This window comes from Nonomuraea sp. ATR24 (assembly GCF_041950485.1).
GTDB lineage: Bacteria > Actinomycetota > Actinomycetes > Streptosporangiales > Streptosporangiaceae > Nonomuraea > Nonomuraea ceibae.
This window is the reverse complement of the sequence record NZ_JBGNUU010000004.1, coordinates 583,877-602,118: the sequence shown is the minus strand read 5'-3', so window position 1 is coordinate 602,118 and position 18,242 is coordinate 583,877. Positions and strand designations below refer to the sequence as shown.

Sequence of the window (18,242 nt, the reverse complement as noted above, 5' to 3'; positions counted from 1 at the left end):
CGGTGGGATCGGGGCACGCGCACCGGCTCTACCTGCCGGGCGGCTCGCCGGTGCACCGGCTGCCCGCGCAGTGCAAGCTGCTCGCCGTCCTGTGCTTCGCGCTGGTGGTGGTGGCTACGCCGCGCGAGCGGTTCTGGGCCTTCGCCGCGTACGCGCTGCTGCTGGCCGGGGTGGCGGCCGTGGCCAGGCTCCCGGTCGCGTACGTGCCGAGGCGCATGGTGGTCGAGCTGCCGTTCGTGCTGTTCGCGTTCCTGATCCCGGTCATCGGGCTGGGGGAGCGGACCGTGGTGCTCGGGATGTCGCTGAGCGTGCCGGGGCTCTGGGCGGCCTGGAACATCCTGGCCAAGGCGACGCTCGGCGTGGTCGCCTCGATCCTGCTGGCGGCGACGACCGAGCCGAGGGCGCTGCTGCTCGGGGCGCAGCGGCTGCGGGTGCCGGGGCTGCTGGTGCAGATCGCCATGTTCATGCTGCGCTACCTGGACGTGATCATGGATGAGATGCGGCGGATGCGGGTCGCCCGGGAGTCGCGCGGGTTCGAGGCGCGCAACCTGCGGCAGGCCCCGGTGATCGCGCGGTCGGCGGGGGCGCTGTTCATCCGGTCGTACGAGCGCGGCGAGCGGGTGCATCTGGCGATGCTCAGCCGCGGCTACAGCGGCCAGATGCCGATAATTGACGATATTTCGGCATCTGCCGTGCAGTGGGGGGCCGCACTCGCCCTCCCCGCCGCGGCCCTGGCAGTTCTGGGGCTCTCCCTATGACGCGACCCACGGTCAACTCCCTCGAAGTCAGCCGCCTCGCCTACGCCTACCCCGACGGCACGCAGGCCCTCTACGGCGTGGACCTGACGATCCGGCGCGGCGAGCGGGTGGCGCTGCTCGGCCCCAACGGCGCCGGCAAGACCACGCTCGTCATGCACCTCAACGGCATCCTGACGGCCGGGCACGGCACGGTGACGGTCGCCGGCACGCCGGTGCGCCGCGACACGCTCAAGGAGATCAGGCAGCGCGTCGGCCTGGTCTTCCAGGACCCCGACGACCAGCTCTTCATGCCCACCGTGCGCGACGACGTGGCGTTCGGCCCGGCCAACTCGGGGCTGCGCGGCGAGGAGCTGGAGGCCGTGGTCAAGAGCGCGCTGGAGCGCGTCGGCATGCTGGAGGCCGTCGACCGGCCGCCGCACCACCTGTCGTTCGGCCAGCGCCGCCGGGTCGCGGTGGCGACCGTGCTGGCGATGGAGCCGGAGATCCTGGTGCTCGACGAGCCGTCGTCCAACCTCGACCCGGCGGCCCGCAGGGAGCTGGCCGAGATCCTGCGCTCGCTGGACGTGACCGTGCTCATGGTCACCCACGACCTGCCGTACGCGCTGGAGCTGTGCGAGCGCTCGCTCATCCTGTCGGACGGGGTGATCGCCGCCGACGGGCCCACCCGCGAGCTGCTGGCCGACGAGGCGCTGCTGGCCCGCCACCGGCTGGAGCTGCCTTACGGGTTCGCCATCCCGGGCTGAGGCGGCACGTGGATGAGCACCAGGCGGTCGCCCGCCCGCAGCTCGGCGGCCTCAGGATCGGTGTAGTTGAGCATCCGGCCGTCGCGCACCACGGCCACCGCGATCTCCTCGCCGCGGGCCGGCGGGCCGCCCACCTCGTCGGCGCGCACCGGCCGCTCGTACAGGTCCAGGCCCTTGCCGTACACGAGCAGGTCCTCGATCAGCGCGCTGACGGCGGGGCTCTGGGTGGCGACGCCGAGCATGCGGCCGGCCGCCTCCGAGGAGGTGATCACCACGTCGGCGCCGCTCTGCCGGACCAGGGGGTCGTTCTCGGCCTCGCGGACGGCGGCCACGATCGTCGCGCCCGGGTTGAGGCTGCGGGCGGTGAGCGTGACCAGGGCGGTCGTGTCGTCGCGCCGGGTGGCGATGATCACCTCGCGCGCCTGTCTGATCCCGGCGAGGTCGAGGATGTGGCTGCGGCTGCCGTCGCCGGTGATCCCGGCGAAGCCGTGGGCCGACGCCTCGGCGACGACGCCCGGATCGGGGTCGACCACGACGATCGACTCCTTGGGGCAGCCGTTCTCCAGCAGCGTGCGGCTCGCGGCGCGGCCCTTGGTGCCGTAGCCGACGATCACCGTGTGGTCGCGCAACCTGCCCCTCCAGCGTTCGATGAGTATGGCCTCGCGGGTGCGCCGGGTGAGCACCTCCAGCGTGGTGCCCACGAGCACGACCAGAAAGGCGATCCGCAGCGGCGTGACGGCGACGATGTTGACGACCCGGGCCGCCGTGCTGACCGGGGTGATGTCACCGTAGCCGGTCGTGGAGATCGACACGGTCACGTAGTAGAGGGCGTCGAGCAGGCTGACGTCGCCGTCGGCGCTGTCGCGGTAGCCGTCGAGATCCACCGCTACCAGCACGAACATGGCGAGCAGCATCGCCAGGGCGATCGCCATCCGGCGCAGCACGGCGCGCAGCGGGCTGAGACGGGCCTCGGGCAGGCGGACACCCCGTGCCGGCTCATCCTCATGCATACCGGTGATCGTAGTTTGTGCGTGCCCGGTATCAGGGCAAGGGGAAGTACAGTGGCTCATCGAGGAGGGGCCAAATGAAGCTGCGGCTTGCGCGACACGCCCTCGGTGACGCCGTGGTGGTGGCCGTTGCGGGGGAGCTCGATCTGTTCACCGCACCGTTCCTCCGTGACGAGGTGCGCGACGCGATCAAGCAGGACAGCGCCCGGCTCGTGCTCGACCTCCAGCAGCTGTCGTTCATGGACTCCAGCGGGCTCTCGGTGCTCATCGAGGCCTGGCGGCTGGCCACCGGCGAGGGCGGCGGGGTGTCGCTGGCGGCCCCTCAGGCGCCTGTGGCGCGCATCCTGCGCACGACCGGGCTCGACCGGCGGATCAAGGTCTATTCGGATGTGGACAGCGCCGTGGGGGGAATTTAACCGCCCCCGAGTAGAACTTCATTCGGTAGCCGGGTTAGGGTCCGTGCTATGGACGTGAACGGATCCGCAGCAATCATCTCCGGCGGTGCGAGCGGCCTCGGCGAGGCCACCGCCCGCGAGCTGGCCCGCGCCGGCGCCACCGTGGTCATCGCCGACCTCAACGAGGAGCGCGGCAAGGCCCTGGCCGACGAGCTCGGCGGGGTCTTCGTCAAGACCGACGTGTCGGACGACGAGCAGGTGCAGGCCGCCGTGGACGCGGCCGTCGCCACCGGCAAGCCGCTGCGCGTGCTGGTCAACAGCGCCGGCATCGGCTGGGCCGAGCGCACCGTCAACCGCAACGGCGAGCCGCACAACCCGGCGACCTACCGCAAGGTCATCGAGGTCAACCTGATCGGCACGTTCAACCTCATGCGCATCGGCGCGGCGGCCATCGCCAAGACCGAGCCGGTCGACGAGGACGGCCAGCGCGGCGTGGTGATCAACACCGCGTCCGTGGCCGCGCTGGAGGGACAGACCGGTCAGCTCGCCTACAGCGCCTCCAAGGGCGGCATCGTCGGCATGACCGTGCCCGCCGCCCGCGACCTGGCCGCCATCGGCGTCCGGGTGAACACGATCTGCCCCGGCATCATCGACACCCCCATCTACGGCTTCTCGGGCAACGCCGAGGAGTTCAAGGCCAAGCTGGTGGCGCCGGTCGTGTTCCCCAAGCGCATGGGCCGCGCCGGCGAGTTCGCCCACCTGGTGCGCTCCCTGGTGGCGAACGACTACATGAACGCCGAGGTCATCCGCTTCGACGGCGGCATCCGCTTCCAGCCCAAGTAGGAGGGCCCGTGTCCGACGAAGTGCTCGTCGAGGAGTCCGGCGGCGTCGCCGTGCTCACCATCAACCGCCCCAAGGCGCGCAACGCCGTCAACGGCGCGGTGGCCCGGGGCATCGCCGAGGCGCTGGACGCGCTCGACGCCCGCCCCGACGTCTCCGCGTACGTGCTGACCGGCGCGGGCGGCACCTTCTGCGCGGGCATGGACCTGAAGGGGTTCCTGACGGGCGACATGCCGGTCGTGGAGGGACGCGGCTTCGGCGGCCTGACCGAGTCGCCGCCGAAGAAGCCGATCGTCGCGGCCGTCGAGGGCTACGCGCTGGCGGGCGGCTTCGAGCTGGCCCTGTCGTGCGACGTGATCGTGGCCTCGTCGGAGTCCACGTTCGGCCTGCCGGAGCCCAAGCGCGGCCTGGTGGCCGGGGCGGGCGGCATCATGCGCCTGCCGAGGCGGATCGCGTACCACGTGGCGATGGAGATGGCGCTGACCGGCGACCACTACCCGGCCTCGCGGCTGTACGAGCTGGGCCTGGTCAACCGGATCACCGAGCCGGGACAGGCGCTGGAAGGCGCGCTGGAGCTGGCTCGCAAGATCGCCGCGAACGCGCCGCTGGCGCTCGCCGCGACCAAGAAGGTGATCATCGAGTCGCAGGACTGGCCGCTCGACGAGATGTTCAAGCGGCAGGGCGCGATCATCAACCCGGTGTTCGGCTCCAAGGACGCGATGGAGGGCGCGGCGGCCTTCGCCGAGAAGCGCGCTCCGCAGTGGAAGGGCGAATAGCCCGCGGACGACCCAGCCCCCTCCCGCCCGGGAGGGGGCTTTTCACGCACTCGGGCCGGTTCGTACGTACGGTAAAAAGGGAGTCGTCCACCTGGGAGAGCGCATGAGCGACTATTCGAGGTCCCCGTTCGAGTCGGCCAAGCGCGGCGCGGGGGCGCTGCTGTCGGGCGCGCTGGCCGCGTTCCTCCTGATGGTGGGCCTGCTCGCGGTCATGTGGGCGGTGGAGATCGTCGACTACTTCATGTTCGGCGCCCTGGACGGCTTCGGCATCGTCGGCTGGGAGCCGGCGGGACTGTCGGGGATCTTCTTCGCGCCGTTCCTGCACATCGGCTTCGGGCACCTGATCGCCAACTCGCTGCCGCTGCTGGTCCTCGGATTTCTGACCGCGCTGCGCGGCATCGGCAAGTTTCTGCTGGCCAGCCTGCTGATCATCGTCATCGGCGGCGTGGGCACCTGGTTCACCAGCCCCGACGTGGTCACCGTGGGCGCCAGCGGGCTGGTGTTCGGCTACTTCGGCTACATCCTGGCCCGGGGCCTGTTCGACCGGCTCCTGCTCGACATCGTCATCGCGATCGGCGTCGGCATCGCCTACTGGTCGATCCTCGCGGGCGTGCTGCCCAACCAGCCGGGGATCTCCTGGCAGGGCCACCTGTTCGGGCTGGTCGGCGGTGTGGTGGCGGCCTGGGTGCTGCGCAGGCAGCAGCCCAGGCCACTCGTCTGACGTCGCAGGCTAGAGGCGCTCGACCACGTGGTCGATGCAGGCCGTCAGGGCCTCGACGTCGGCCGGGTCGATCGCCGGGAACATCGCCACCCGAAGCTGGTTGCGGCCCAGCTTGCGGTAGGGCTCGGTGTCGACGATGCCGTTGGCGCGCAGCACCTTGGCCACCTCGGCGGCGTCGACGGAGTCGGCGAAGTCGATGGTGCCGACCACCTGCGAGCGGAACTCGGGGGCCGCGAACGGCGTCGCGAAGGACGACTTGTCGGCCCAGGTGTAGAGGCGCTGCGCCGAGTCGGCCGTGCGGGACGTGGTCCAGGCCAGGCCGCCGTTGCCGTTCATCCAGTCGAGCTGGTCGGCCAGCAGGAACAGCGTGGCCACGGCCGGGGTGTTGTAGGTCTGGTCCTTGGCCGAGTTGTCGATGGCGATCGGCAGGCTGAAGAACTCCGGCACGTAGCGGCCCGAGCCCGCGATCTCCTCGACCCTGGCCAGGGCGCGCGGCGACATGATCGCGATCCACAGGCCGCCGTCGGAGGCGAAGCTCTTCTGCGGGGCGAAGTAGTAGACGTCGGTCTCCGACACGTCGACGGGCAGGCCGCCGGCGCCGGAGGTGGCGTCGACCAGCACGAGCGCGTCGTCGCCGCCGACCCGCTGGATCGGCATGGCCACGCCGGTGGAGGTCTCGTTGTGGGTGAGGGCGTAGACGTCGATCCCGTCCTCGGCGACCGCCTCGGGGTGGGTGCCGACCTCGGACTTGATGACCGAGGGCTCGCCCAGCCACGGGGCCTTCTTGGCCACGGTCGCGAACTTCGAGGAGAACTCGCCGAACGACAGGTGCTGCGACCGGTCGCGGATCAGCCCGAAGGCGGCGATGTCCCAGAAGGCGGTGGTGCCGCCGTTGCCGAGCACGACCTGGTAGCCCTCGGGCAGCGAGAACAGGTCGGCCAGGCCGGAGCGCACGCGGCCGACGAGGTTCTTGACCGGCTTCTGGCGGTGCGAGGTGCCCATGAGGCTCGCCCCGGAGGCGGCGAGGGCGGCCAGTTGCTCGGTGCGCACCTTCGAGGGCCCGCAGCCGAAGCGGCCGTCGGCGGGCTTGATGTCAGCGGGAATCACGATGTCAGCCACCAGACAAGGGTATCCAGCCGCCGAGATTCCCTGGTCCCGGGTCCGGATGCTGAGAAATGGTGAAACGACCACCCCTTGGAGCGTGGGAGGGCTCCGGCGGGGGCGGCTGGACACATCACTCCATGAGATTTACGGCAGTATGTCGACAAAGGAGTGGATCGTCGGGGGGCGACCGCCAGGGAGCGACGCATGGCCGATGTCCGCACGTTCCTCCGGCACCTGTTCGGCAGGCTCATCCGGCGACCCGCCCCCTGGCGGCGCGACCGGTCGCTGCCGCAGGTGTCGGTGTTCCTGACGGGTGAGGGCGACCTGGAGCCGCTCATCGTGCCCGACGGGCAGCCGGTGCCCTATTTCTCGCCGGCCGTCTACTCGGGCGTGCCCGACCTGGTGAAGCAGGCGGTGGCCAAGCTCGGCGAGCGCACCGGACCGCGCGGGCTGCCGAGGATCAGGTTCCAGCTCACCGGCTTCGTGCTGCTGGTGCTGCGCCGGCGGGAGCTCGGCGAGGTGGCCATCCCCGACATGGAGCGGGCGCTGGCCGAGGACCGGCCGGGCCGGGGCGGGCCCCCTGACGACCGCCCGAGGGTGGTCATGCTCGACTACCTGGGCAGGTCGCTGACCGGCTGGATCCCGGCGGCGTCGGTGATCGGCACCTGGCTCGGCCAGGCGACCACGCTGCTGGCGTGGGGGGTGAGCGTCGCGGCCGGCGTCGTGGTGGCCGTCGGGCACGCGGCCGTGCTGGCCCGCACCCACGTGCGCAGCTCGTGGTTCCGCAAGCAGGCGGCGCAGCAGCGCACGCCGTGGGAGCGGCTGCCCGCGTACGCGAGCAGGCTGGCCGCCAGGGCGTCGGACGAGGAGCTGGAGCGTCTGCTGGTCGGCGCCTTCCTGGAGGACCTCAGGCAGGCGTACAGGCGCCGCAGGCTGTTCCTGTGGCCCGCGTGGGCGCGTGCCTACCACTGCGTGCTCTACCTGAAGGGCGTCACGGCCGCCGACACGGCCGCGGCGGCGTTCCTCGGCCGCCTGCACGAGGTGCGCGAGCGCAACGCGCAGTGGGACCCGCTGCTCGTCGTCACCTCCGGCCCCGAGTCGCCCGGGCTGGTGCGCGACGTGCGCACGGTGCGCGTCACGGGCGCGGACGGCGACGAGGAGGCGCACCACGAGTGGCTGCGCCGGGTCAGCCACCGGCACGGGCCCGCGTACCTGGTGATCGAGGGCGTCGACCTCACGGCCGGGGACGACCGGCGGGCGGCCCCGCTCGCGCCGGTGGCGGGGCACAAGCGGGTGCGCGCCTACTGGACGATCATGGTGGCGCTGCTGGTCGTGCCGCTGATCGCGTCCGGCCTGTACGTGTGGAACTCCGCCATGACCTACTGCCAGGCCCCCGACGTGCTGCGGGACGAGCTCGGCGAGTGCGTCGGCATCAGCGACGGCGGCTACGTCTTCCACGACCGGCTGAAGACCCCCATCGCCCGCATCGCGGCCGAGAACGTCAAGGCCGTCGACAGCGGCCGCTACGTGGAGATCGTCTACATCGGCCCGATGACCGGCGCGCCGGACGCCCTGCTGGCGGGCTCCCACGGCGAGCTGTACGGGATCGCCGCCTACCAGCAGGACTACAACGCCCAGAGCGGCGACCGGCCCAAGATGCGCGTGCTGCTCGGCAACCCCGGCAAGGCGTTCAGGAAGTCCGTGACGCTCGCCCGGCAGGTCGTCGACCGGCTGGAGTCGGGCGCGCCGATCGTCGGCGTGATCGGCATGGCGCAGAGCCGCGCGGTCAACCAGGAGGCCATCGCGGTGCTCAACACCGCCGGGCTGCCCGTCATGGTCACCGTCGGCACCGCCGACGAGCTCGGCCAGCACGAGCGGGTGCCGTCGCCGTACTTCTTCCGCATGGCCGCCAACAACGGGCGCGAGGCCAGGGCGTCGGCGGCGTGGGTCAGGGCGGGCACCGGCGGGCTGCCCGCCGCCAAGAAGGTGACGCTGCTGGAGGACGTCACCGAGGGCGACCTCTACAGCGCCGACCTGGCCGCCGGCTTCCGCGACGCCTTCGGCGAGGCCGGCGTCACCAGCCTGTCGTACACGGGCGGGCGTCAGCTCAAGGCCCAGGTGAAGAAGGCGTGCGCGGGCAAGCCCGACCTCATCTACTACACCGGCAGGGGCGACGACTTCGTCACCTTCGTCCAGGGCGTCGACGAGGGGTGCAGCCAGTCCCGCATCCACCACGTGCTGGCCTCCGACGACGTCACCAAGTACGTCCAGGACAACCACCAGAGGCTCAAGGACCACCCCAACCTGCGCCTGCACTACGTCACGCTGGCGTGGGAGAAGGTCTGGGACCACGTCACGGGCGGCGAGGGCCAGGGAGGAAAAGCCCAGATCGGGCGCATCCAACGGCTGATCGGCAAGGACGCGCAGCCGTCGCGGCTGCACGCGATGCTCGCCCACGACGCCGCGCTCGCCCTCGGGCTCGCGATCGCCGCCGCCCCCGGCCCGGTGCCGGACAAGGGCACGGTCCTGTTCGGGCTGAGCACGATGGGCACGCAGTACGGGACCACCGGGGTGATCGAGTTCACCGGTGGCAGGGAGCTGCACGAGTCGGCCGGCAAGCCGGTCATGCTCATCCAGGTGGGCCAGGAGCCGAAGCTCGTCGGCGTGTGCGGCAGGCTCACCGAGGTGGGGCCGAGCCTGGCCGACTGCCCCGACCGCGCCCTGCGCGGGGCGGACGACGCGAACGGCCCGCCGGTCGGACCGGCGGGCCGTCAGGGAGGGCGTCAGATGGTGCCGGCGACCTCGGCGGCGCCGGGCACGTCGCTGAGCGGACGCGACGCGGGGCCGATGTAGTTGGCGCTCGGGCGCACCAGCCTGCCCGTGAGCTTCTGCTCCAGGATGTGCGCGGCCCAGCCGGCCGTGCGGGCGCAGGTGAACATCGAGGTGAACATGTGCGAGGGCACCTCGGCGAAGTCCAGGACCACGGCGGCCCAGTATTCGACGTTGGTGGCCAGCACCCGGTCGGGCTTGCGGGCGTGCAGCTCCTCCAGGGCCGCCTGCTCAAGGGCCGCGGCGACCTCGTAGCGAGGCGCGTCGAGCTCCTTGGCGGTGCGGCGGAGCACGCGGGCCCGCGGGTCCTCGGCGCGGTAGACGCGGTGTCCGAAGCCCATGAGCCTGTTGCCCTTGTCGAGCTCGCTCTGCACGTACTTCTTGGCGTCGCCGAGCTGCTCGACGCCCTCGATCATGTGCAGCACGCGCGCCGGGGCGCCGCCGTGGAGCGGGCCCGACATGGCGCCGACCGCCCCGGACAGCGCCGCGGCCACGTCCGCGCCGGTGGAGGCGATGACGCGGGCGGTGAAGGTGGAGGCGTTCATGCCGTGCTCGGCGGCGGAGGTCCAGTACGCGTCGATGGCCTTGACATGCTTGGGGTCAGGCTCACCGCGCCAGCGGACCATGAAACGCTCGACGATGGTCTTGGCCTCGTCGACCCGGCTCTGCGGCACCATCGGCAGGCCGAGGCCACGCGCCGACTGCGCCACGAAGGACAGGGCCATCACGGAGGCGCGGGCGAGCTGGTCGCGCGCCTCCTCGTCGCTGATGTCGAGCAGCGGCTTGAAGCCGTAGGCGGGGGCCAGCATGGCCAGCGCGCTCTGCACGTCGACTCGGATGTCACCGGAATGGACAGGGATGGGGTACGGCTCCGCCGGGGGCAGGCCCGGCTGGAACTTGTTGTCGACCAGCAGGCCCCACACATGCCCGAAGGGGACACGGCCGACCAGCTCCTCGATGTCGACGCCCCGGTATCGAAGGGCGCCCCCTTCTTTGTCCGGTTCCGCGATCTCGGTCTCGAAAGCTACGACGCCTTCGAGGCCGGGTTTGAAGTCGGACATTCTCGGCCGCCTCCCTTTCTTGCCATGTTCCGGCAATGCCTTGATGTCGAGATACCGGCCAGTCAATTTAACCCCCTCCCAGGTCGTGCTCGGTCTCGGGACCCGCCGGTAGGCCATAACCGCTGGTAGGGGGCGCTGTGTGGGATCTGCCACCAAGCACGCGAGAATACCGTCTCGTGGATGCCACCTCGCGCCCGCCCTCCTTGGCGGGGCTTCGCCGGACCTATGAGGGCGAACCGTTGCTCGAAGCCGCCGTCGCCGCCGATCCGATCGCGCAGTTCACCGTCTGGTTCCAGGACGCGCTCGACGCCGGCCTGCCCGAGCCCAACGCCATGGTGCTCGCCACCGCCTCCGCAGGGGGCCGGCCGAGCGCCAGGACCGTGCTGCTCAAGGGCTACGACGAGCGCGGTTTCGTCTTCTACACCAACTACGAGTCCCGCAAGGGCCGCGACCTGGCGGAGAACCCGAGGGCGTCGCTGCTGTTCCCGTGGCATCCGCTGCGCCGTCAGGTGCGGGTGGAGGGCTCGGTGAAGAGGCTGTCGGCCGAGGAGTCGGCCGCCTATTTCAACGCCAGGCCGTACGGCTCGCGCATCGGCGCGTGGGCGTCGCGCCAGTCGGCGGTGGTGCGGTCGCGGGAGGAGCTGGACGCCCGCTACGAGGAGCTGGCGGCGCGCTGGCCGGACGATCCGCCGGTGCCCGACTTCTGGGGCGGCTTCCGGGTGACGCCGGTGGAGGTGGAGTTCTGGCAGGGGCAGCTCGACCGGATGCACGACCGGCTGCGTTACCGGCGCACGCGGCCGGGGTGGGAGTTGGAGAGACTTGCCCCTTAATGTGCCTTAAGTGACATTCGGGGATTTCGTCAAGCGTCACCTGGTCGACACCCGGCCGCTGTCCGTGCCCGCCTACCGGCGCCTCTGGATCGGCCAGGCCGTCTCCCACGTCGGCCTCGGCGCCACCGTCGTGGCCGTCAGCCAGCAGGTCTACGACCTGACCGGCTCGTCGTTCTGGGTCGGCATGCTGGGGCTGGCCAACCTGATCCCCCTGGTGATCTTCGGGCTGTGGGGCGGGGCCGTCGCCGACGCCGTCGACCGGCGCAAGCTCCTCGTCGCCGGCTCCGCCGTCGCGTGGGTGAGCACGATGCTCATCCTGATCCAGGCGCTGGCCGGCGTACCCAACGTGTACGTGCTGCTGGCCACCGTGGCCGTGGGCGCCGCCGGCTTCGCCGTCAGCTCCTCCACCCGGGGCGCCATCATCCCCCGGCTGCTCCCCGCCGAGCTGGTGCCCTCGGCCAACGCGCTCAACTCGCTCGTCTACAGCATCGGCGCCGTCGCCGGGCCGATGATCGGCGGCATCCTGCTCACCGAGGGCGGCTACGCGGCCGCCTACGCCGTGGACGCCCTGCTGTTCACCGCCAGCCTCTACGCCGCCTTCCGGCTGCCCGCGCTGGCACCCCAGGGCGAGGTGTCCCGGCCCGGCTGGCGGTCCGTGGCCGAGGGGCTCCGCTTCATCGCCACCAGCCCGGTGCTGCTCATGTCGTTCGTCGTCGACATCATCGCCATGGTGTTCGCGCTGCCCAGAGCCCTGTTCCCGGAGCTCGTCGACCTGCGCTTCGGCGGCGACCTGAACGTCCTCGGCTGGCTGGTGGCCTCCATGGCGGCCGGGTCGGTCATCGGCGGGCTGTTCTCCGGCTGGGTCACCCGGGTCACCCGCCAGGGCCTGGCGCTCACGGCCGTCATCGCCGTGTGGGGGCTCGCGGTCGCCGCCGCCGGGCTCGCCCAGCAGCTCTGGCTCGTGCTGCTGTTCATGGCCGTCGGGGGAGCCGCCGACGTGGTCTCCTCCGTGTGGCGGCAGTCCATACTCCAGCTGTACGCGCCGGACGAGATGCGGGGGCGGATGCAGGGCGTCTTCATGGTCGTCGTCGCGGGCGGGCCCCGGCTCGGCGACGTCCGGGCCGGAGCCACGGCCACCGCCTTCGGCCTCACCACCGCGTGGGTGGGCGGCGGCATCGCCTGCGCGCTGGCCGTATTCGTCGCCGGCCTGTCGGTGGCCGGCTTCAGGAACTACCGCGCCCGCTGACCGGCCGCCACCTTGAGGTCGGCGAGGAAGCCCTCGTACGCCGCGTCCCGGTCGGGCGCGCGCAGGACCGCGGACGGGTGGATCGTGGCCACCGCCGTGGCCTCGCCCAGCGGCACCGGCGCCCCCCGCTGCCGCGTCACCCGGAACGCCCGCCCCAGCAGCGCCCGCGCGGCCGTCGCCCCCAGCACCACGACCACCTGCGGCTCCACCACGGCCAGCTCGGCGTTCAGCCACGGCTGGCAGGCCCCGATCTCGGCCGCCGTCGGCTTCTGGTGGATGCGCCGCCTGCCCTGCCGGGTGAACGAGAAGTGCTTGACCGCGTTCGTCAGGTAGACGTCCTCCCGCTCGATCCCGGCCTCGGCCAGCCCCCGGTCCAGCACCCGCCCGGCCGGTCCGACGAACGGGTGCCCCTGCAGGTCCTCCTGGTCGCCGGGCTGCTCCCCGACGAGCATGAACGCGGCCCCGGCGGGCCCCTCGCCGAACACCGTGCGCGTCGCCGCCCGATAGAGGTCGCAGCCCTCGCAACCGGCCGCCGCCTCCCGCAGCGACGTCAGGTCCAGGCGATCGGGAAGGAACTCGGCCGCTGAGTTGTTTCCGTCCTTTGACATCGTCGGTCGTTTCTCCCCCATAGGCTTTGCCTCTGACTCCTGTGCCCGAAGCGGACGGGCTCAGTCCCCGCCACGACCGGCGTAGCATGCAGTTGGGAGGAGCCTTGACCGCACACGGCCTGATCGACACGACGGAGATGTATCTCCGGACGATTTACGAGCTCGAGGAGGAGGGCATCGTCCCCCTCCGGGCGCGCATCGCCGAGCGCCTGCAGCAGAGCGGCCCCACGGTGAGCCAGACCGTCGCCCGCATGGAGCGCGACGGCCTCGTCCGCGTCGAGGGTGACCGCCACCTGTCCATGACCGAGCTCGGCCGCACCCTGGCGACCAGGGTCATGCGCAAGCACCGGCTCGCCGAATGCCTGCTGACCGACGTCATCGGGCTGCCCTGGGAGGAGGTGCACATCGAGGCCTGCCGCTGGGAGCACGTCATGTCGGAGTCGGTCGAGACCCGCCTGGTCAAGCTGCTCGACAACCCCACGGTGTGCCCGCACGGCAACCCCATCCCCGGCCTGGCCGAGCTCGGCGCGCAGGAGAGCGCCGAACCGTCCGGGAGCATGCTGCCGACCATGACGGAGGTCGCCGGGGCCCAAGGAGTGCCCGTGGTAGTGCGTCGAATTAGCGAACAAGTGCAAAGTGATCCCGCTCTGATGCTTAAACTCAAGCAAGTTGGGATACAACCCGGACGCGAGGTGACGCTCGCGGCGAGCGACGACGGTGTGCGGGTGACAGGTGACGGTGACGCGAACGACTCTCTCGCGGAGATCCCGCGTGACGTTGCCGCGCACGTTTTCGTCACCAGGCGCTGACGCACGCGCGGCTGCTTGGTTGAATCCCAACTGGGAGCCCCTCCACTCCCCCCCGGCCAAGACTGTTGCAGGAGCGCCCGTGGTTCGCTTTTCGCGCATGCGTCCCCTAGGAGTGGTCTCCGGATGAAGCGATGGGGGGACGTGTCACCCGACGCCGATCACCTGGCCGCGTCGTCGGTGCTCGACCATGCCGAGATGGCGGTGGTCGTCACCGACCGGTTCAGCAATCTCCTTTACTGGAACCCGTTCGCCGAGCGGTTGTTCGGCCGGCCACGGGCGTCGGGCCGCGACCCCTCGGCCCAGTCCTTCGGGATCATGGACAAGGACCACCCGCAGGCCATCGAGCTGAGCAAGCACGTGCTCAAGGGCGGCGTCTGGGAGGGCACGTTCGACGTGCGGCGCGCCGACGGCTCCGTCCTGTACGTGCGCGCCCAGGCGGTGCCGCTGCGCCACACCTCCGGCTCGGTGACGGGCATCGTCATCACCGCCCGCGAGGCGCTGCGCAGCAACGAGCGTGAGAAGGACCGGTTCGGCCTGCTGGAGCGCATCGGCGAGCGGCTGGCCGGCTCGCTGTACGTCGAGGAGACGCTCAAGCGGGTCGCCGAGATGCTGGTCCCGCAGTTCGCCGACCACTGCTTCATCGAGCTGATGGAGGGCGACCGGCTGGTGCGCCGGATCTCCCAGCACGTGCAGGGCTGGTCGCCGCCGCCCGGCACCTGGAAGCCCGTCGGCGCCGAGATCCGCTACCCGTCCGGCCACTACGCCGAGGCGGCCATGCGCCGCCAGGAGACGATCCTGGTCGACGACTTCGCCGGCAACAGCTTCCCCGCCCCGTCCGAGGGCAGCGCCCGGCTGTGCGGCGAGGTCGGCATGAACTCCGCGATCGTCGCCCCGCTGAGCGTGCGCGGCGAGACGCTGGGCCTGATGTACCTCGGGCTGTCCAACCTGACCGACCGCCGCAGCCCCCACTACGACGCCTTCGACCGCGACTTCGTCGGGGCCATCGCCACCCGGGTCGCGCTCGCCATCGACAACGCGTTGCTGTTCGAGGAGGAGCGGCACACCGCCGAGTCCTTCCAGAAGCACCTGCTGCCCCGGGCGCTGCCGCAGCTCGACGGCCTCCAGATCGCCGTCCGCTACTACCCGGCCGCCCCGCTCGTCTCCCACGGCCAGGGCATCCAGACCCAGGTCGGCGGCGACTGGTACGACGTGATCCCGCTGTCGGCCGGCCGGGTCGGCATCGTGATCGGCGACGTGGAAGGCCGGGGCGCCAAGGCCGCCGCCATCATGGGCCAGCTCCGGGCCGCGCTGCGCGCCTTCGCCCAGGACGACAAGTCGCCCGCCGACATCCTGGCCAGGCTCGACGAGTGGACCCGCATCATCGCCACCCCCGAGCGCGACGACAACGGCGCCGACGTCAGCATCCCGCCCATCGTCACCTGCCAGTACCTGGTCTACGACGCCTGGTCGCGCCAGCTGTCCTTCGCCAACGCCGGGCACGCCCCGCCGCTGCTGCTGCACGACGGCCAGTGCGTCGAGCTCGACATCGAGGAGGTCGGCCAGCCGCTCGGCGTACGCGCCAAGGGGCTGCACGCCGACCTCGTCTACAAGGAGGAGACGCGCACGCTGCCGCCCGGCGCGGCGCTGCTCCTCTACACCGACGGCCTGGTCGACCGCCGCCCCGCCCGGCTCGGCGAGATGCCCACCGAGGCCGAGACGCTCGGGGTGCTCTGCGAGAAGCTCGCCAAGATGGCCGACGCCGAGGTCGAGCGCATCGCCGACGCCGCCACCGTCGCGGTGCCCGGCGAGATCGACGACGACATGGCGATCCTCGTGGTCCGCTCCAGCGATGCCGACCTCGACGTCGAGGAGCGTACGTTCCCGGCCCAGCCGATCATGGTGGGCGAGGCCCGCCGGATGGCGTCGGAGGCGTTCGAAGGCTGGAACGTGCCGGAAGAGCGCGCCGAGCTGGCCTGCCTGCTCGTCTCCGAGGTCGTCACCAACGTGGTGCTGCACGCCTCCACGGCCAGCGTGCCGCGCCGCGAGCTGATCGTCGACGGGCCGCCGCTGCCGTTCGAGGACTCCTGGGACATGCCGGGCTTCGAGGACGAGGTGGTCGGCGACAAGGAGTTCACGCTGCGGCTGCGGCGTGGCGGCGAGTCGGTCTGGGTCGAGGTGTTCGACCAGGACCTGCGGCTGCCGCGCATCCGCAGCGCCGGCGAGAACGACGAGGGCGGCCGCGGCCTCTACCTGGTCGACCAGCTCGCCAAGCGGTGGGGCTCGCGGCCCACCAGGGAAGGCAAAGCGGTCTGGTTCGAGATTCCCACGCGCAGCCGCTGATGGTTCACTTACGCGCATGGAGCTGGCCTTCGAACGCAGGGGCTCCGGCGAGCCGCTGATCCTGGTCCACGGCATCGGGCACCACTGGCAGGCCTGGTTGCCGGTCATGGACCGGCTGGCCGCCGCGCGCACCGTCATCGCCGTCGACCTGCCCGGGTTCGGTCGCTCGCGCGGGCTGCCCGACGGCGTCCCCTACACGGCCGAGTCGCTCGCCGACGCCGTCGAGTCCTTCTGCGCGCTGCTCGGGCTGCGCGAGCCGCACATCGCCGGCAACTCGCTGGGCGGCTACATCGCGCTGGAGCTGGCCTCGCGCGGCACCGTCCGCACCGCCACCGCGCTGTCGCCCGCCGGGTTCTGGTCGCGCGCCGAGCTGCTCTACTGCCAGGCGGTGCTGCGCGCCGCCCGGGCGTCGGCCCGCGCGCTCCCGCCCGGGCAGGCGGGCCGGACTGCCGAGAGCGCGCTCGGCCGCACGCTGTCGGCCGGGCTCCTGGTGGCCCACCCGTCGAGGCTCACGCCCACCGCGCTCACCGCCGGGTCGCAGGCGCTCGCCGGCTCCGCCGGGTTCGACGAGACGCTCGCGTCGTTCTCCGGGCTGATGCCGCCCGCGCCGCCCAAGTCACCGATCACCATCGCCTGGGGCGCGCACGACCGGCTGCTGCCGCGCCGCCAGGCCGTGCGCGCCGCCCGCTGGTCGGGCCAGCGGGTCAAGCTGCTCAAGGGGTGCGGTCACGTACCCATGAGCGACGACCCGGCGCTGGTGGCGCGGGTGCTGCTGGAGGCTAGCGGAACGTCTGACCCCACAGCAGGAGCATGACGATCACGAAGACGATCATGATGCCGGCGTAGCCCACGGCGCCGAGCCTGAACGCCCGGCGCACCCGGTTGAGGCCCCAGGCGAACAGCAAAGCCAGGAAAACCAGGAGGATCAGGCCGCTGTCCATGGTCTCCAGTATGCGTCGCCGGACGGCTAAAAACCGAAGGAGCGGCCGATGATCTCCTTCATGATCTCGGTGGTGCCGCCGTAGATCGTCTGCACGCGGCTGTCGAGCCACGCCTTGGCCACCGGATACTCGTTCATGTAGCCGTAGCCGCCGTGCAGTTGCAGGCAGCGGTCGATGAGCTTGGTCTGCAGCTCGGTGGTCCACCACTTGGCCTTGGCCGCGTCGACCACCGTGAGCTCGCCGGCGTTCAGCGCCACGATGCACTTGTCCACGTAGTGGCGGGCGATCTCCGTCTCGGTGGCCAGCTCCGCCAGCACGAACCGGGTGTTCTGGAAGGAGCCGATGTTCCGGCCGAACGCCTGGCGGCCCTTGCAGTACTCGATCGTCTGCTCCAGCACCGTCTCCGCCGCCGCCACGGCCGCCACCGCGATCGACAGGCGCTCCTGCGGCAGGTTGTCCATGAGCTGGAAGAAGCCCCGGCCGTCCTCCGGGCCGAGCCGGTTGGCGACCGGCACCCGGACGTTCTCGAAGAACAGCTCCGCCGTGTCCTGCGCCTTCATGCCGACCTTGTCCAGGTTGCGGCCGTGCCCGAACCCGTCCATGCCCCGCTCGACCACCAGCAGCGTCGTCCCCCTTGCCCCGGCGGCAGGATCGGTCTTGGCCACCACGATGACGAGATCTGCGTTGACGCCGTTCGTGATGAACGTCTTCTGCCCGTTCAGCAGGTAGTGGTCGCCCTCGCGCACCGCCGTCGTCCTGATCCCCTGAAGGTCGCTGCCCGCGCCCGGCTCCGTCATCGCGATCGCCGTGATCAGCTCACCGCTCGCGAACCCCGGCAGCCACCGCCGCTTCTGCTCCTCGTCCGTCAGATCCACCAGGTACGGGGCCACGACGTCGTTGTGCAGCGAGAAGCCCAGGCCGGACGCCCCGTTGCGGATGATCTCCTCGACGATCACCGCGTTGTACTGGAAGTCCGTGATGCCCGCCCCGCCGTACTCCTCCGGCACCGAGAAGCCGAACATGCCGACCTCCCCGGCCTTCTTCCAGACCTCGCGGGGCACGATGCCGTCCTTCTCCCACCGGGCGTGATGGGGCACCACCTCACGGGCCATGAACTCCCGCACGGTCTCCCGGAAAAGCAGGTGCTCCTCGTCGAAGAGGTCTCGCCGCATGTCGCCTCCTAGCAGGGGGTGTGTGCGTTCCAGAATACGATTCTGGCGGGCGGACACGGGTT

At 71.3% G+C, this 18,242-nt stretch carries 18 protein-coding genes; 12 read left to right on the top strand and 6 right to left on the bottom strand.

Annotated elements, in window-relative coordinates:
• The first annotated feature begins 2 nt into the window (after positions 1 to 2).
• Complete coding sequence (gene cbiQ, locus ACBI99_RS13890; RefSeq protein WP_364182808.1) at positions 3 to 758, top strand: cobalt ECF transporter T component CbiQ; 756 nt, start codon at positions 3 to 5, stop codon at positions 756 to 758.
• Positions 755 to 1,501 (top strand): energy-coupling factor ABC transporter ATP-binding protein, encoded by a 747-nt coding sequence (locus tag ACBI99_RS13885; RefSeq protein ID WP_375072420.1) that lies wholly within the window; start codon positions 755 to 757, stop codon positions 1,499 to 1,501. Before cbiQ ends, ACBI99_RS13885 begins: the two co-directional genes overlap by 4 nt.
• Here ACBI99_RS13885 and ACBI99_RS13880 read toward each other — a convergent pair.
• Positions 1,477 to 2,511, bottom strand: coding sequence for a TrkA family potassium uptake protein (locus ACBI99_RS13880; protein WP_219508816.1), 1,035 nt, complete (start codon positions 2,509 to 2,511; stop codon positions 1,477 to 1,479). The genes ACBI99_RS13885 and ACBI99_RS13880 overlap by 25 nt on opposite strands.
• A gap of 74 nt (positions 2,512 to 2,585) precedes the next feature.
• On the opposite strand from ACBI99_RS13880, the gene ACBI99_RS13875 reads away from it, so the two are divergent.
• The 4 genes from ACBI99_RS13875 to ACBI99_RS13860 all read left to right on the top strand — a co-directional run bounded on the left by ACBI99_RS13875 (position 2,586) and on the right by ACBI99_RS13860 (position 5,240).
• A complete protein-coding gene (locus tag ACBI99_RS13875; RefSeq protein ID WP_049563214.1) occupies positions 2,586 to 2,924 on the top strand; it encodes an STAS domain-containing protein in 339 nt (112 codons plus the stop codon).
• A gap of 48 nt (positions 2,925 to 2,972) precedes the next feature.
• Positions 2,973 to 3,746: an SDR family NAD(P)-dependent oxidoreductase gene (locus ACBI99_RS13870; protein WP_219508815.1), complete on the top strand. Its 774-nt coding sequence runs from the start codon at positions 2,973 to 2,975 to the stop codon at positions 3,744 to 3,746.
• Between the two features lie 8 nt (positions 3,747 to 3,754).
• Positions 3,755 to 4,519, top strand: a complete 765-nt coding sequence (locus ACBI99_RS13865) for a crotonase/enoyl-CoA hydratase family protein (protein WP_219508813.1) — start codon at positions 3,755 to 3,757, stop codon at positions 4,517 to 4,519.
• A gap of 103 nt (positions 4,520 to 4,622) precedes the next feature.
• Positions 4,623 to 5,240 carry a rhomboid family intramembrane serine protease gene (locus ACBI99_RS13860; protein ID WP_375072419.1) on the top strand — a complete coding sequence of 206 codons (618 nt, stop codon included), beginning with the start codon at positions 4,623 to 4,625 and terminating at the stop codon, positions 5,238 to 5,240.
• Positions 5,241 to 5,249: 9 nt separating this feature from the next.
• Here ACBI99_RS13860 and serC read toward each other — a convergent pair whose 3' ends face one another.
• Positions 5,250 to 6,359: a phosphoserine transaminase gene (gene serC / locus ACBI99_RS13855; protein ID WP_219508810.1), complete on the bottom strand. Its 1,110-nt coding sequence runs from the start codon at positions 6,357 to 6,359 to the stop codon at positions 5,250 to 5,252.
• A 189-nt stretch (positions 6,360 to 6,548) separates the two neighbouring features.
• Here serC and ACBI99_RS13850 point away from each other — a divergent pair, with 189 nt between their 5' ends.
• Entirely contained in the window at positions 6,549 to 9,197 is a 2,649-nt protein-coding gene (locus ACBI99_RS13850) for an ABC transporter substrate-binding protein (protein WP_219508808.1), read from the top strand.
• On the opposite strand, the gene ACBI99_RS13845 is transcribed toward ACBI99_RS13850, so the two are convergent.
• Positions 9,128 to 10,234 carry a citrate synthase 2 gene (locus tag ACBI99_RS13845; RefSeq protein WP_219508806.1) on the bottom strand — a complete coding sequence of 369 codons (1,107 nt, stop codon included), beginning with the start codon at positions 10,232 to 10,234 and terminating at the stop codon, positions 9,128 to 9,130. The two genes, ACBI99_RS13850 and ACBI99_RS13845, sit on opposite strands and share 70 nt — an antisense overlap.
• Positions 10,235 to 10,410: 176 nt before the next feature.
• Here ACBI99_RS13845 and pdxH point away from each other — a divergent pair, with 176 nt between their 5' ends.
• Positions 10,411 to 11,064 (top strand): pyridoxamine 5'-phosphate oxidase, encoded by a 654-nt coding sequence (gene pdxH / locus ACBI99_RS13840; RefSeq protein WP_219508804.1) that lies wholly within the window; start codon positions 10,411 to 10,413, stop codon positions 11,062 to 11,064.
• A gap of 10 nt (positions 11,065 to 11,074) precedes the next feature.
• Positions 11,075 to 12,310 (top strand): MFS transporter, encoded by a 1,236-nt coding sequence (locus ACBI99_RS13835; protein ID WP_375072418.1) that lies wholly within the window; start codon positions 11,075 to 11,077, stop codon positions 12,308 to 12,310.
• On the opposite strand, the gene ACBI99_RS13830 is transcribed toward ACBI99_RS13835, so the two are convergent.
• Positions 12,295 to 12,918: a UdgX family uracil-DNA binding protein gene (locus ACBI99_RS13830; protein ID WP_375072417.1), complete on the bottom strand. Its 624-nt coding sequence runs from the start codon at positions 12,916 to 12,918 to the stop codon at positions 12,295 to 12,297. The genes ACBI99_RS13835 and ACBI99_RS13830 overlap by 16 nt on opposite strands.
• A gap of 104 nt (positions 12,919 to 13,022) precedes the next feature.
• Between ACBI99_RS13830 and ACBI99_RS13825 the strand changes: the two genes are divergently transcribed.
• The 3 genes from ACBI99_RS13825 (at position 13,023) to ACBI99_RS13815 (ending at position 16,881) form a co-directional block, all read left to right on the top strand.
• The gene (locus ACBI99_RS13825) at positions 13,023 to 13,727 is read left to right on the top strand and encodes a metal-dependent transcriptional regulator (RefSeq protein WP_281427172.1); all 705 of its coding nucleotides are present in this window, start codon (positions 13,023 to 13,025) and stop codon (positions 13,725 to 13,727) included.
• Positions 13,728 to 13,850: 123 nt separating this feature from the next.
• Positions 13,851 to 16,067 carry a SpoIIE family protein phosphatase gene (locus ACBI99_RS13820; RefSeq protein WP_219508800.1) on the top strand — a complete coding sequence of 739 codons (2,217 nt, stop codon included), beginning with the start codon at positions 13,851 to 13,853 and terminating at the stop codon, positions 16,065 to 16,067.
• A gap of 16 nt (positions 16,068 to 16,083) precedes the next feature.
• Positions 16,084 to 16,881, top strand: coding sequence for an alpha/beta fold hydrolase (locus tag ACBI99_RS13815; RefSeq protein ID WP_375072416.1), 798 nt, complete (start codon positions 16,084 to 16,086; stop codon positions 16,879 to 16,881).
• On the opposite strand, the gene ACBI99_RS13810 is transcribed toward ACBI99_RS13815, so the two are convergent.
• Together ACBI99_RS13810 and ACBI99_RS13805 are read right to left on the bottom strand one after the other, a co-directional pair.
• Complete coding sequence (locus ACBI99_RS13810; protein ID WP_219508798.1) at positions 16,847 to 17,008, bottom strand: hypothetical protein; 162 nt, start codon at positions 17,006 to 17,008, stop codon at positions 16,847 to 16,849. The genes ACBI99_RS13815 and ACBI99_RS13810 overlap by 35 nt on opposite strands.
• 26 nt (positions 17,009 to 17,034) lie before the next feature.
• Positions 17,035 to 18,180 carry an acyl-CoA dehydrogenase family protein gene (locus tag ACBI99_RS13805; protein WP_375072415.1) on the bottom strand — a complete coding sequence of 382 codons (1,146 nt, stop codon included), beginning with the start codon at positions 18,178 to 18,180 and terminating at the stop codon, positions 17,035 to 17,037.
• Between the last annotated feature and the right edge of the window lie 62 nt (positions 18,181 to 18,242).